Here is a 13,585-nt window from a genome sequence, read left to right as displayed (position 1 = left end):
GGATGCTCGAACAGCCACTCCCGGTAGGCCTCGTGGGTGCGGACGACCTGCTCGTAGTCGTCGCCGACCAAACCGTCGAGCGGCGGTGGCGGCTCGTCGCTCGGGGTGAACGATGCCGATCCTCGGCCAGGTAGCTCTGGCGCGTCCGGGTTGGTGGCGGCACCGTCCACAGCATCGGTGCGAGGGTTCGACGGGGTCCTCGTATCGCGCAGCAGGACGACGGCTAGCAGCACGGCGAGGACCACCACCACAGCAACGCCGACGATGATCCGCCAGCGGGCGGGCGCGGCGGGGTCCGGCTCCAAGGGATCGTTGGGCCGTCCTGAGCCGGAGGGCGAATCGGCCGTCTGTCGAGGAGGCAGAGCAGTCATGGGATCTCCGCAAGCGGTTGGCGCCCGGGAAACTCCGTCCTGGGGCCGAACCTCCCTCTCGATTTGCCGCCTAGCGTTTGGCGACTTGGATCCGCTGCGGGAGCGAACCAGAGCCGGTCGTGGCACAGCCGCGCAGTCTACACCGCGCGACCGCCGAAGCAACCAGGTCGTCCACGCATCAACACGACTTGCGCATGCATAACGCTGCTATGCCGTTGCCGGATCCGTCGCGGTCTATCCCGATTGGGCACTACTGCAGCGTTGTCTGTGGGGTGCGGCTCAGTTCCGCACCATCTTCCGGTGACGCAACCCGGTGTCCACACCCGGTCGGCTTCGGCCTGCTCCGCGTCTCACCCGGTTGCTACGGTCGTGGCCGAACACCAGTTCGAGACGGCCGAGCGGCAGGTGCTCGGCGTGGAGCATCGGAGTCAGCGTGGGCACGGCGGTGGCGGCCAGGCAAGCGCCGGTCGGCCAACTGGTCGACGAGAGCGGCACCGGGGCGGTGGCGGTGCTGGAGGCGGCGGTCGACGAGCTGACCGGTGTCGACCCTGACCGCCTCGACCTCGACCAGCTCGCCGGGGCGCTGGAGCAGGCCCAGCGCCAGGCCGAGCGGTTGGCGGCGTGGCGGGCACGCTGCCTGGCCTCCTACGACCGCCGCCGCCCCAAGACGGCCGCCGGCCCCGCCCCCGTCGACCAGCTCGCCGGTGGCCTGTTGCGCCAGGACCGGCGCGACGCCGCCCGCCAGGTGCGCACCGCCCGCCAGCTCGACGACCTGCCGGCGGTGCAGGCCGCGTTCGACGAGGGGCGCATCACCCAACGTCACGCCGACGTCCTGGCCGACACCCTCGCCGACGAGGCGGTACGGGCCCTGCCCGGCGCCGCGCAGCAGCTGCTGGCCGCCGCCCAGCGTGTCGACCCCCGACAGCTGCAGCTGCAGGCGCGCAAGCTGGCGATCGCCGCCGACCAGGACGCCGCCGCCGCCCGTGAACGCGCCGCGCACGCGCGGCGCTCCGCGCGCCTGTCACCCCCCGACCACCACGGGATGGTGCACCTGCACGCCCGCCTGTCGCAGGTCGGCGCCGAGATCGTCGCCACCGCCATCGGGGCGCTGATGCGCCCCGACCCCCCCGACGTGCCCCCCGACCAGCGGCGCACCCCCGACCAGCGCCGCGCCGACGCTCTGGTGCAACTGGCCCGCATCGCCCTCGACCACGACCAGCTACCCGACGTCGCCCGCCGCCGCCCCCACATCCTGGTGCTGGTCACCCACCGCGACCCGACCGGCGACCCCCACGTCAACGTCGACGACCGCGCGGGCGCGGCGGTAGCCGAGCTGGCCCACACCGGCGCGGTGTCCAACACCACCGCCGCCAGGCTGGCGTGCGCCGCCGACCTCACCCCCGTCGCGGTCGACCGGCACGGCACCCCCCTGTGGCTGGGACGCACCCGCCGCGACCCCTCCACCGCCCAGATCAACGCGTTGGTGGCCCGCGACCGGCGCTGCCGACGCTGCGGCGCGCCCGCCTCACACTGCCAGGCCCACCACATCACCTGGTGGGAGCACGGCGGACCCACCGACCTCGACAACCTCGTCCTGGTCTGCTGGGCCTGCCACGATCTGATCCACCACCACGCCTGGAGAGTCGCGCTGCACCCCGACAACACCGCAGTGTTCACCGCACCCGACGGCACCGCCCACCAACGACCACCACCCTGACCCCCACCACGACCCCACCCCTGCCCCCACCCCACGCCGCCGCAGACCCCCGCAACCCGGAACGAACCGACCCAGCGCCGCCTCACTGGCCGCCCGGCGCGAACAGGCAACGCCCCGGTCAAGCGCGGTCACGTCGAAGCGCGTCCAACCAGCTGCGTGATGCAACGCTGGGCGGGAGCGATTACGCGCGGCTGGCCGGGGCGCCACCGGGGAGCCGAGGAGCACGTGTGGGACCGCCCGCGGCTGGCCCATAGCCGGGCTCAAGCGGAAGGGCAACACCCGCCGGACGGTTCCGCGCTGCGACCTACTCCTTGACGAGCGGGGCGTACAGCAGCAGCAGACGCTTTTTGCCGACCTCTGGGAAGTCGACCAGGGCCTCGGCGGACTCGCCGTCGCCGGCGACCTCCAGGATCCGACCGCGCCCGAAGCGGCTGTGGCGCACGGCGTCGCCGACCCGGAACTGGATCCCATCGAACTCGAGCGCCTCGCGGTCACGGACGCGACGTGCAGCGGCGCCCCGCTCGTCGCTCCGCACGTCGACCACCCGCTCGGGGAGCTCGGAAAGGAACCGCGACGGCGGGTTGTACGACGTGCCTCCCCACAGCGTGCGGTGGTCGGCGTGGGCGACGTACAGGCGGTCCTTGGCCCGGGTCAGCCCCACGTAGCACAGCCGACGTTCCTCCTCCAGCTGTTCGGGTTCCGACAGCGACCGGACGTGCGGGAAGACGCGGTCGTCCATCCCCGTGATGAACACCACCGGGTACTCCAGACCCTTGGCGGTGTGCAGGGTCATGAACGTCACCGCAGTCTGGTCGCGCTCGACCTGGTCCTTCTCGATGTCCAGCAGCTCGTCCTGGTCGGTCACCAACGTCACCGACTCGAGGAACCCCTCCAGACCACCGTCGGGGCTGCGTTCGTGGTACTCGCGGGCGACCGACTGCAGCTCCCGGAGGTTCTCCTCACGTCCCAGCGCCTCCACCGTGCGCTTGGCCAGCAGCTCCTGCAGGTAGCCGGTCCGCGTCCAGGTCTCCTCGATCAGCTCCGGGACCGGGATGTCCAGCGCCAGCGTCCGCAACATGTCCAGCATGTCCACGAACGTCGTGACCGCAGCGACCTGGCGTGGACCGAGCTGGGGGATGTCCTGCGCTTGCCGGCACGCCTCGAGGAACGCGATCCGCTGGCGGGTCGCGTGCAGGTCGAGCCACTCCTCGGTCTTGGCCCCGATGCCGCGACGCGGCTCGTTGAGGATGCGCCGGGCGGACAGGTCGTCGGCCGGGTTCACCAGCACCCGCAGGTACGTGAGGATGTCCTTGATCTCCTTGCGCTCGTAGAACCGCACCCCGCCGACCACCCGGTACGGCGTCCCCACGCGGACGAAGACCTCCTCCAGGACACGCGACTGGGCGTTGGTGCGGTAGAAGACCGCCACGTCACCGAAGCGGTACCCGTCGGTGACCAGCCGCTCGACCTCCTCGGCGACGAACGCGGCCTCGTCGCGTTCGTCCTGCGCGCGGTAGCGCACGACCTTCTCACCGGCGTCCCGCTCCGTCCACAGCTCCTTGGAGTGGCGGACCGTGTTGTGGCGGATCACGGCGTTGGCTGCGTCGAGGATGGTCTGGGTCGAGCGATAGTTGCGAGTCAGCGCGACGACGCGCGCCTCGGGGAAGTCCCGCTCGAAGTCGAGGATGTTGCGGATGGTCGCGCCCCGCCAGCCGAAGATTCCCTGGTCGCTGTCGCCCACCACCATCACGTTGCGGTGAGCGTCGGCGAGCTGGTTGACCAGGTGGTACTGGGCCCGGTTGGTGTCCTGGTACTCGTCGACCAGCAGGTAGGCGAACCGCTGCCGGTAGTGGTCGAGGACGTCAGGGAACAGCTGGAACAGCTCGACGGTCTTGACGATCAGGTCGTCGAAGTCCACCGCGTTCGAGCGGTGCAGGCGACTCTGGTACTCGCGGTAGACCTCGGCGATGCGTCGCTCGACGTGGTCGCCCGCGCGGACGGCGTAGGTGTCGAAGTCGACGAGCGTGTCCTTGGCGGCGCTGATGGCGTGGTGCACACCGCGGGGCGTGAGCCCCCGTTCGTCGACGTCGAGGTCCTTCATGACCTGGGTGGTCAGGCGGACGGCGTCGGCCTGGTCGTAGATCGTGAACGTCGACGTGTACCCCAGCCGCCCCGCCTCGCGGCGCAGGATCCGCGCACACGCCGAGTGGAACGTGGTGACCCACATCCGCTCCGACAGGCGGGAACCGACCAGGTCACCGACCCGGTCGCGCATCTCGCTGGCGGCCTTGTTGGTGAACGTGATCGCCAGGATCGAGAACGGGTCGGTGCCGAGGTCGCGGATCAGGTGGGCGATGCGGTGAGTGAGGACGCGGGTCTTGCCCGACCCGGCGCCCGCGATGCAAAGCACCGGCCCGTCGACGGCGGTGACCGCCTCACGTTGCGCGGGGTTGAGGTCCGCGACGAGGTCCTCGGAGACGGGGACCGGCGGCGCGCTGGGCTCGGGCATGGCGCGGAGGGTACCGGGGGCCTACTCCCACTCGATGGTGGCGGGCGGCTTGGAGGTGATGTCGTACACGACGCGGTTGATGCCTTCGACCTCCCCGATGATGCGGCCGCTGATCCGCTCCAGGACCTCGTCGGGCAGGCGCGCCCAGTCGGCCGTCATGGCGTCCTCGGAGGTCACTGCACGGACCACGATCGGGTGTCCGTAGGTGCGCTCGTCACCCATGACGCCCACCGACCGAACGGTGAGCAGGGCCGCGAACGCCTGCCAGATATGGCGCTCCAGCCCTGCGCGTCGCAGCTCGTCCAGGACGATGCGGTCGGCGGCGCGGACGATCCCCAGCCGGTCGCGGGTGACCTCACCGACGATCCGCACGGCCAGCCCGGGACCGGGGAACGGTTGGCGCCACACCATCGCCTCAGGCAGCCCCAGCTCCTCGCCGAGGTGGCGGACCTCGTCCTTGAACAACAGTCGCAGCGGCTCGACCAGCTCGAAGTCCAGGTCGGCGGGGAGCCCCCCCACGTTGTGGTGGCTCTTGATGGTGGCGGCGGTGTCGCTACCGGACTCGATCACGTCCGGGTAGAGGGTTCCCTGCACCAGGAACTTCCTGGTCGGCGCGGTCAGCTGATCGCCGAGGTAAAGATCACGGGCGCTCTCCTCGAACACCCGGATGAACTGCTCGCCGATGATCCTGCGCTTTCGTTCCGGGTCGGTGACGCCCGCCAGCGCGTCGAGGAACCGGTCCTCGGCCTTGACGTGGACCAGGTTGACGTCGAAGTGGCCGCGGAAGGTCTCCTCGACCTGGCGTCCCTCGTCGTGGCGGAGCAGGCCGTGGTCGACGAACACGCACGTCAGCTGGTCGCCGACGGCCCGGTGCACCAGCGCCGCCGCCACCGCCGAGTCCACCCCGCCCGACAGGCCGCACAACACCGGACGGTCACCGACCTGCGCACGAACCGCGGACACCGCGTGGTCGATCACGTTCAAAGGCGTCCAGGTCGGACGGCACCCGGCCGCGTCGTACACGAACCGCTTGAGCAGTTCCCGGCCGTAGGTCGTGTGGAACACCTCCGGGTGGTACTGCACCCCGTACATGCCGCGGTCAGGATCCTCGAACACCGCGACCGGGGCGGTCTCGGTCCGCGCGGTGACGCGGAACCCGGGCGGGGCGGCGGTGACCGTGTCGCCGTGGCTCATCCACACCGGCTGGCGTGGCGGGGTGCCGTCCAACAGGACGCCGGGGTCGTCGACGGTGAGGTCGCGGCGGCCGTACTCGCGGATGCCGGTCCTCGCGACGGTGCCCCCCAGGGTGTCGGCCATCAGCTGCTGGCCGTAGCAGATGCCAAGGATCGGCACGCCGACGGCGAACACGTCCGGATCCAGCCGGGGCGCCCATTCCGCGTACACGCTGGCCGGACCGCCCGACAGGATCATCGCCTTGGCGCGCCGGGCGCGGACCTCGTCGGCGGTGATGGTGTGAGACACGATCTCGGAGTAGACGTGCGCCTCACGGACCCGGCGGGCGATCAGCTGCGCGTACTGGGCCCCGAAGTCCACCACCAGGACCGTGTCGAACCGGGTATCGCGGATCTCGTCGGACGGGGCGGTCATCGGCCGCAGGCTACCGGGGCCCACGTGACCAGACCCTGCAGGTCACCTGCGATCGGCGTCGGCGAAGTCGTCCAACCGGGGACCGCTGAACAGCTGACCATCAGCAGCGCACCGCCAGCTCGGCGCGTTGGAAGCCTCTGAGGTCCTCGTACCCGCAGACGGCCATCGCCCGACGCAGCCCGCCGACCAGGTTGACCGTGCCGTCGTCGCGGTGCGCGGGGCCGGTCAGGATCTGCGCCAACGTCCCCAGCGCTTCCACCCGGGTCAGCTGACCGCGGGGCAGCTCGTGGTGCGCTGCGGAGTACCCCCAGTACGCCCCGCCGCCGGGGGCCTCGTGCGCAGCAGCCAGCGGACGACCCAGCATCACCGCGTCGGCCCCACACGCGATCGCCCGGGCGAGGTCCCCGCCGGTACGGATCCCGCCACTGGCGATGACGTGCACGTACCGGCCGGATTCTGCGAGGTAGCGCGCACGGGCCGCAGCGACCTCGGCGATCGCGGTCGCCTGCGGCCGGCCGACGCCGAGCGCGGCCGTGGTGGTCGACACGCTGCCCACCCCCACCCCGACCAGGACCCCCACCGCCCCGGTGCGCATCAGATGCAGGGCGGACTTCGCGGATGCGACCCCACCGACCAGCACGGGGATGTCGTACCGCGCCGTGAACGCTCTGAGGTCGAGGGGTTCCTCGCCGTCGCGTCCGACGTACTGGGCCGTGACCACCACACCCTGCACCACCAACAGGTCCAGTCCGGCTTCCAGCGCGGCCCGGTGGTAGCGCTCGACACGCTGTGGCGTGAGGCTCGCTGCTGCCAGGCCGTGGGTCGACAGCTCCTCGACCCGCCGCCCGATCAGGTCGTCGCGGACGGGGGCGGCGTACAACTCCTGCAAGCGTTCCGTCGCGTCCGGCCCCGGCTGCAGCGACGCGACCTCGGCGAGCACGTTCTCGGCGTCGTCGTACCGGGTCCACAGCCCCTGCAGGTTCAGCACGCCCAGACCGCCGAGCTCGCCGACCAGCCGTGCCGTGGCCGGTGAGGTCACGGCGTCCATCGGGGCGGACAGCACCGGCAGCTCGAACGGATAGGCGTCGAGCTGCCAGGACACGTCCACCAGGCCGACGCTGCGGCTACGACGCGATGGGACCAGGGTCACGTCGTCCAACGCATAGCCAGCACGGGCCCGGCGTCCCGGACCGATCTCGACCTCTCGCACGGTCCCTCCCGCGCCGCCGGCCCGAGCGTAGGGTCACCGCCGATGCGGCCGCTGGCGCCCCGGCGTGCCACACTGCACCTCTGCCAAGACGGGAGTGCTATGAGCAGCGCAGCCTCCTTCCCCAACGACGTCGTGATCATCGGCGGGTGCGGCCACGTGGGGCTGCCGCTGGGCATCGCGCTCGCGGACCGGGGCATGCGGACCGTGCTGTACGACATCGATCCCGAGGCGGTCGCGACGGTCAACAGCGGCAGGTTGCCGTTCGCCGAAGCCGGCGCCCAGGAGCCGCTCCGCCGCGCGAACCGCGATCGCCTGCTGCACGCCACAACCGAAGACGCCTCCGTGGGGACCGCCGAGCACGTCGTCGTGGTCATCGGCACGCCCGTCGACGAGCATCTCAACCCCGATCCGAACGCGATCCCGCGGGCGCTGGGCCGGTGCAGCGAGCACCTCCGCGACGGGCAGCTGGTGGTGTTGCGCAGCACCGTGTACCCCGGGGTCACCGGCATGGTGGAGCGCATGTTGGGTGACCTCGGCGTCGATGCGGACGTGGCGTTCTGTCCCGAACGGATCGCTGAGGGCCGCGCGATGGTCGAGCTGTACGAGCTGCCACAGATCGTCGCCGGCCGGACCGACCGTGCCCGTTCCCGCGCCGAGAAGCTGTTCCGGGTCCTGACCGACACGATCGTCACCCTCGAGCCAGAGGAGGCGGAGCTCGCCAAGCTGTTCACCAACGTCTGGCGCTACATCAAGTTCGCCACGGCCAACCAGCTGTACATGATGGCCAACGATTTCGGCTTGGATTTCGAGCGGATCCGCCAGGCGCTGGCCTACGACTACCCGCGCGCCGCCGACGTGCCACCGGCGGGGTTCGCGGCCGGCCCGTGCCTGTTGAAAGACACCATGCAGCTCGCCGCGTTCAACAACAACAACTTCACGCTGGGGCACGCCGCGACGCTGGTCAACGAGGGCCTGCCCCTGTACGTCGTGGCACGCCTGGAGGAGCGCTTCGACCTGGCCGCGATGACGGTGGGGATCCTCGGGATGGCGTTCAAGGGCGAGTCGGACGACATCCGTGCGAGCTTGAGCTACAAGCTGAAACGGATCCTGAAGTTCAAGGCCGCCGACGTGCTGACCACCGACCCGCACGTGACGGTGGACGACGACCTCATCCCGCAGGAGGAGGTGCTGCAGCGCTCCGACCTGCTGATCGTGGGCGCCCCGCACGACGCCTACCGCGGGCTCGAGACCGACCTCCCGGTCGCCGACATCTGGAACGTCGTCGGGCGCGGGGTCCGCGTGTGAACCCACGGGTGTCGGTGGTGATCCCCGCCTACGACGAGGGCGACGAGATCGTCCCCGTCCTCGACCGGCTGTTCGAGTCGGTGACGTTTCCGTGGGAGGCCGTGGTCGTCGTGGACCGGCCGGGCGACCCGACCGTCGAGGTGGTCGAGACCTACGCCGAGAAGGAGCCGCGGGTCACCCCGGCGGTGAACACCTACGGGCCGGGCCCCGCCAACGCGATCCGCTTCGGGTTCGATCACGCGTCGGCTGGGGTGGTGGTCGTGACCATGGCCGACGGCAGCGACGACCCGCGTCAGATCGACGACCTGACGCGCCTGGTCGAGCGGGGCGTGGTGGTGGCGGCTGCCTCGCGGTACATGCCAGCCGGTCAGCAGGTCGGTGGGCCGTGGCTGAAGGGGTTCCTGTCCAAGCTGGCCGGGTTGACGCTCGCGTGGTTCGCGCGGGTGGGGACGCGGGACGCGACGAACTCGTTCAAGGCCTACTCGCGGGAGTTCGTGCAGCAGGTCGGGATCCACAGCCGCTCCGGGTTCGAGATCGGCCTGGAGCTCGTGGCCAAAGCGCGGCGGCTGCGCTTGCCCGTCGCCGAGATTCCCACGATCTGGCTGGACCGTGACCAGGGCGTGTCGCACTTCCGGTTGCTGGCGTGGATTCCCCGCTACCTGCGCTGGTACCTGTTCGCGTTCGGTCCACGGCTGTCGGTCGAGGAGGTACGTGCCCAGGCCGAGCGGACGGCCCGGTGAGCCGGGTCCTGGTGACCGGAGCGTCGGGGTTCATCGGCGGGTACGTGGTCGCCGAGCTCCTCGACCGTGGCTTGGACGTGCTGGGCCTCGACGACCACTCCAAGTACGGCCCGGTCACCAGGTCCTACCACGATCATCCCCGCTACCGGCTGGTCGAGGGCGACGCTCGCGACGCCGACCTGGTGTACGACCTCCTGGAAGGGTGCCAGCACCTGATCGCCGGGGCGGCGATGATCGGGGGGATCTCCTACTTCCACACCTACGCCTACGACCTGCTGGCCACCAACGAGCGGATCACCGCCGCGACCTGCGACGCCGCGATCCGTCGCCACCGCGACGGCGCCCCGCTCGAAAAGGTCACCTACCTGTCGTCGTCCATGGTGTTCGAATCGACCACCTGCTGGCCGTCGCACGAAGGCCAGGAACGCCACATCCCGCCGCCGGCGTCGTCGTACGGCTTCCAGAAGCTGGCGGTAGAGTACTTCGCCCGCGCGGCGTGGGACCAACACCAGCTGCCGTACACGATCGTGCGGCCGTTCAACTGCGTGGGGATCGGTGAGGCTCGCGCCCGCGGGGACGTGGAGATCACCAGCGGGGACGTGAAGCTGGCCATGAGCCACGTGGTCCCCGACCTGGTGCAGAAGATCGTCCGGGGCCAGGATCCGCTACACATCCTGGGATCCGGGCGGCAGGTGCGCCATTACACCTACGGCGGCGACCTGGCCCGTGGCATCGCGACCGCCATGACCCATCCCGCGGCGCGCAACCAGGACTTCAACCTGTCCACCGCCGCGTCCACGACCGTGCTGGAGCTGGCCGAGCTGATCTGGCGCAAGCTCAAAGGCCCCAATGTCCCGTTCCGCTGGGTGTCGGACGAGCCGTTCGAGCATGACGTCGCCAAGCGCATCCCGGCGGTCGACAAAGCCCGTCAGCTGCTGGGCTGGGAGGCGACCACCTCCCTCGACGACATGCTCGACGAGGTCATCCCCTGGATCGTCGACGCGATCGAGGACGGCCGGATCTGACCTGCTGCAGCCGACTCGACACGGTGCCAGACTGGTCACATGGCTGACGAGTTCGATGAGGAGCCTCGGCTCGACGATCACGAGTCGGCGTTGGTCCGCCAGGACCTGCAGGACCTGTCGAGGTTCGAGGACACGTTCGCGGCGGAGGGCTACCGCGGCGTGTCGGTGTTTTGTCACGACTGCGAGGAGGAGCACTTCTACCCGTGGGCGATGCTGCGGGAGAACCTGCAGGCGCTGCTCGAGACCGGCGAGACGCCCGTCCACGAGCCGGCGTTCGCACCCGAGCCCGACCAGTACGTCCCGTGGGAGTACGCGCGCGGGTACGTCGACGCGCTGGCAGACGTCGGCGTCCACGAACGGGTGGACGTCGACGCGTGCCCGCGCTGCCGGTGGCTGATCCCGCAGCAGCTGCGCGAAGGCAACTTCTGCCCCCGCTGCGGAACGCCGCTGCTCCGTGAGCGGCTGCGTCGGGTCCTGACGGGGCGGGGTGTGCCCGACGTCGACGCGGTGCTCCGAGCAGCCGGCCTGCCCGGGTGAGGTTTCAGATCCGGCGGGCGACCACCACCCACACGGTCCGCAGCAGGATCTCGAGGTCCAGCACCGGTGACCAGTTCACGAGGTACTGCAGGTCGTAGCCCAGCTTGTACTCGGGGTCGGTGTCGTACCGGCCGTGGACCTGCGCCAGCCCGGTGATCCCCGGCGGGATCTCGTAGCGGCGCGTGTAGCCGGGGATGAGCTCCTCGAACTGTGCGGTCAGCAGCGGCCGTTCGGGGCGCGGCCCGACCAGCGACATCTCGCCGTGGAGGATGTTCCACAGCTGCGGTAGCTCGTCGAGGCGCATGGCCCGCACCCAGCGGCACGCCGAGATGATGCGCGGATCGTCGTACGTGGCGAGCCGCGGGGCGCCGTCCTCCTCGGCGGATGGGTACATGGTGCGGAACTTCACCATCTCGAACGGTCGGCCGTCCTTCCCGACGCGTTCCTGCCAGAAGAGGATCGGTCGACCGACGACGATCAGCTGGTAGACGGCGACCGCGCCCAACAGCGGCAGCAAAGTCGGAGACAGCGCCGCGAGCAGGATGAGCTCGAAGACCCGCTTGAAGCGTGCGCGCGAGACCGGGAGGGTCTGGTTGCGCAGCAGGACGAACGGCATGCCACCGACCTCGCGGACCCCTTGCAGGCCGAACAGGGTGTCCTTGGCGGTGACCCGTTGCAGGACGGTGACGCCCTTGCGCTCCAGGCGGTTGAGCAGCGTCGGGTAGAGCGAATCCAGCCAGCGGCCCGACAGCAGGACGACATCGGTGGCTCGATGGCGCTCCACCTGTTCGAGCAGGTCCTCGGTGGTCGACGTGGAGCCGACCAGTTCGGCGTGGTTGGCGTCGCGGATGTGCTGCCGGGCGACGTTCACCTCGTCGGGCGCGCCGACGAGCAGGACGCGGGGTGGTCCCTGGCGGTTGAGCCGGACCAGGTGCACCGCACGCCGGTTCGCCGCGACCGCGACCGAACCCAGCACCGCCAGCACACCCAGGTTGATCGTCGGGAAGGGCAGCACACGCACCCCCGCGCCGCTGGTCGCCATCACCACCAGACCGGTCAGCAGGACCCCCACCACCGTGAGCGGAACTGCCCGCGGAAGGGCCGGCGGGAACCCCAGGCGGGGCTCGCGTTCGTACAACCCGCCGAAGTAGTACACGGCGACGTGGATGGCGGCGGCCACCGCGAACGACAGCAGGTAATCACCCCGGTCGTAGCTCGCCCCCGGGCCGGGATCCCACGTCTCCCAACCGAAGCGCACCAGGTTGGTCGCCACCAGGATGCAGAACACCGCCACGGCGTCGGCGGCCTGCACCAGTCGGAACCCGCGCTCGTTCAGCCGGGTCAGCAGCGGCAGATCCGCTGGCGCAGTCCTCGGTGTGCGGGCCGGGCGGTGTGAACGCTGCCGCTGCGCCACTCGAGGTCTCCCCGGTTGCCCCCTCACGGGTGGAGGATACCGACGAATGTCGGGTTACCGGGGAATCGGCCGTACGCTCGCGGCCGTGCGGACCTCGGGTGAGACGACGGCGGCCGGCAGGTCGGTGTCGATCCTGCTGCCGGTCCTGGACGAGGCCGACCACATCGACGAGGTCCTGGGGTCGCTGGCCGCGCAGGATCACCGTGGTCGCGTCCAGATCGTCGTGGCCGACGGCGGTTCGACCGACGGGACGCTGGAGCGGCTCGCCGCCTGGCAGCCCCGGCTCCCCGACCTGGTCGTCGTCCACAACCCCCACCGGGTCCAGGCCGACGGCCTGAACCTGGCAGCCCAGGTCGCATCCGGCGACATCGTCGTCCGCGCCGACGGGCACACCGCCTACCCACCCGATTACGTCCGCCGCTCGGTCGAGGCGCTGCTGAGCTGCGACGCCGTCGCGGTCGGGGGCAACCTCCTGCCGCTGGGAACGACACCGTTCGGCAAGGCCGTCGCCGCGGTGATGCGTTCGCCGCTGGCGATCGGGCCGGGCAGGTTCCACCACGCGTCGCAGCGTCAGCTGGCGGACACCGTCTACCTCGGCGCGTACCGCCGCGCCGACTTCCTGGCCACCGGCGGGTACCGCGCCCTGCCGTCAGGCGTCGCGGAGGACGCCGACCTCTACCACCGCTGGCGCCGTCAGGGCCGCACGATCCTGCTCGACCCGGCTATCCGCTGCACCTACCGCCCGCGCGAGACGCCACGGGCGTTCGCCCAACAGAGCTGGCGGTACGGGCGCGGCAAAGGCGAACTGCTGTGGCTCAACGGGCGCTGGCCGTCGTGGCGTCCGGCCGCCCCGCTGGGGCTGGTGGTCGGCTTGGTGGCAACCGTCGCCGTCGGGGTCGCCGCCGGCGTGTGGTGGCCGTTCGCGGCCGTCACCGGGGCGTGGGTGCTGGTGGTTGCAACGGTCGCCGCCGGGTGCGCAGACCCCCTCGCCGGGGCGGTGCGGGTCGCGGCGGCTGTGGCGATCATGCATCTGGCGTACGGCGCGGGGCTGGTCGTGGGGATGGTGTCGGGGCCGCGCCCCGTGCGCCACCTGCGTCAGCCGGACCGGTGAGTGCACACCGCTACAGTCCGCCTCGCGAGAAGGACGGA

The 13,585-nt window shown here is 70.8% G+C and carries 11 protein-coding genes; 6 read left to right on the top strand and 5 right to left on the bottom strand.

All coding sequences use genetic code 11. The features are described from left to right. Positions 1-305, bottom strand: a 305-nt coding sequence (locus KY462_15160; protein MBW3579045.1) for a hypothetical protein, incomplete at its 3' end; no start/stop codon positions are given. A 499-nt stretch (positions 306-804) separates the two neighbouring features. Here KY462_15160 and KY462_15155 point away from each other — a divergent pair. Beyond that, on the top strand, positions 805-2,088 hold the full coding sequence (locus KY462_15155) for an HNH endonuclease (protein ID MBW3579044.1): 1,284 nt from the start codon (positions 805-807) through the stop codon (positions 2,086-2,088). Between the two features lie 304 nt (positions 2,089-2,392). On the opposite strand, the gene KY462_15150 is transcribed toward KY462_15155, so the two are convergent. From KY462_15150 to KY462_15140, 3 genes are all read right to left on the bottom strand, one after another. Beyond that, the gene (locus KY462_15150) at positions 2,393-4,597 is read right to left on the bottom strand and encodes a UvrD-helicase domain-containing protein (GenBank protein ID MBW3579043.1); all 2,205 of its coding nucleotides are present in this window, start codon (positions 4,595-4,597) and stop codon (positions 2,393-2,395) included. A gap of 21 nt (positions 4,598-4,618) precedes the next feature. Next, a complete protein-coding gene (gene guaA, locus KY462_15145) occupies positions 4,619-6,205 on the bottom strand; it encodes a glutamine-hydrolyzing GMP synthase (GenBank protein MBW3579042.1) in 1,587 nt (528 codons plus the stop codon). 100 nt (positions 6,206-6,305) lie between these two features. Further along, positions 6,306-7,415, bottom strand: a complete 1,110-nt coding sequence (locus KY462_15140) for a GuaB3 family IMP dehydrogenase-related protein (GenBank protein ID MBW3579041.1) — start codon at positions 7,413-7,415, stop codon at positions 6,306-6,308. Positions 7,416-7,514: 99 nt separating this feature from the next. Here KY462_15140 and KY462_15135 point away from each other — a divergent pair, with 99 nt between their 5' ends. From KY462_15135 to KY462_15120, 4 genes are read left to right on the top strand one after another with little or no spacing between them, the layout of a single operon-like run. Beyond that, complete coding sequence (locus KY462_15135; GenBank protein ID MBW3579040.1) at positions 7,515-8,720, top strand: nucleotide sugar dehydrogenase; 1,206 nt, start codon at positions 7,515-7,517, stop codon at positions 8,718-8,720. After that, on the top strand, positions 8,717-9,460 hold the full coding sequence (locus KY462_15130) for a glycosyltransferase family 2 protein (GenBank protein MBW3579039.1): 744 nt from the start codon (positions 8,717-8,719) through the stop codon (positions 9,458-9,460). The genes KY462_15135 and KY462_15130 overlap by 4 nt, the downstream gene beginning before the upstream one ends. After that, positions 9,457-10,485, top strand: a complete 1,029-nt coding sequence (locus KY462_15125) for an NAD(P)-dependent oxidoreductase (GenBank protein MBW3579038.1) — start codon at positions 9,457-9,459, stop codon at positions 10,483-10,485. The genes KY462_15130 and KY462_15125 overlap by 4 nt, the downstream gene beginning before the upstream one ends. A 39-nt stretch (positions 10,486-10,524) precedes the next feature. After that, a complete protein-coding gene (locus tag KY462_15120) occupies positions 10,525-11,022 on the top strand; it encodes a DUF5319 domain-containing protein (protein MBW3579037.1) in 498 nt (165 codons plus the stop codon). Between the two features lie 4 nt (positions 11,023-11,026). Here KY462_15120 and KY462_15115 read toward each other — a convergent pair whose 3' ends face one another. Further along, positions 11,027-12,436, bottom strand: a complete 1,410-nt coding sequence (locus tag KY462_15115) for an exopolysaccharide biosynthesis polyprenyl glycosylphosphotransferase (GenBank protein ID MBW3579036.1) — start codon at positions 12,434-12,436, stop codon at positions 11,027-11,029. A 46-nt stretch (positions 12,437-12,482) separates the two neighbouring features. Between KY462_15115 and KY462_15110 the strand changes: the two genes are divergently transcribed. Further along, positions 12,483-13,547, top strand: coding sequence for a glycosyltransferase family 2 protein (locus tag KY462_15110; GenBank protein MBW3579035.1), 1,065 nt, complete (start codon positions 12,483-12,485; stop codon positions 13,545-13,547). Positions 13,548-13,585: the final 38 nt, after the last annotated feature.

This window comes from Actinomycetota bacterium (genome assembly GCA_019347675.1).
Lineage (GTDB): Bacteria > Actinomycetota > Nitriliruptoria > Nitriliruptorales > JAHWKO01 > JAHWKW01.
The sequence above is the reverse complement of the archived record's forward strand: the minus strand, read 5'-3'. Positions and strand labels throughout refer to the sequence as shown.

Bases quoted from the DNA above. Each gene is read 5' to 3' on its own strand.
- KY462_15150 (MBW3579043.1), bottom strand. From the start codon at position 4,597: ATGCCCGAGCCCAGCGCGCCGCCGGTCCCCGTCTCCGAGGACCTCGTC.
- guaA (MBW3579042.1), bottom strand. From the start codon at position 6,205: ATGACCGCCCCGTCCGACGAGATCCGCGATACCCGGTTCGACACGGTC.
- KY462_15135 (MBW3579040.1), top strand. From the start codon at position 7,515: ATGAGCAGCGCAGCCTCCTTCCCCAACGACGTCGTGATCATCGGCGGG.
- KY462_15120 (MBW3579037.1), top strand. From the start codon at position 10,525: ATGGCTGACGAGTTCGATGAGGAGCCTCGGCTCGACGATCACGAGTCG.
- KY462_15110 (MBW3579035.1), top strand. From the start codon at position 12,483: ATGTCGGGTTACCGGGGAATCGGCCGTACGCTCGCGGCCGTGCGGACC.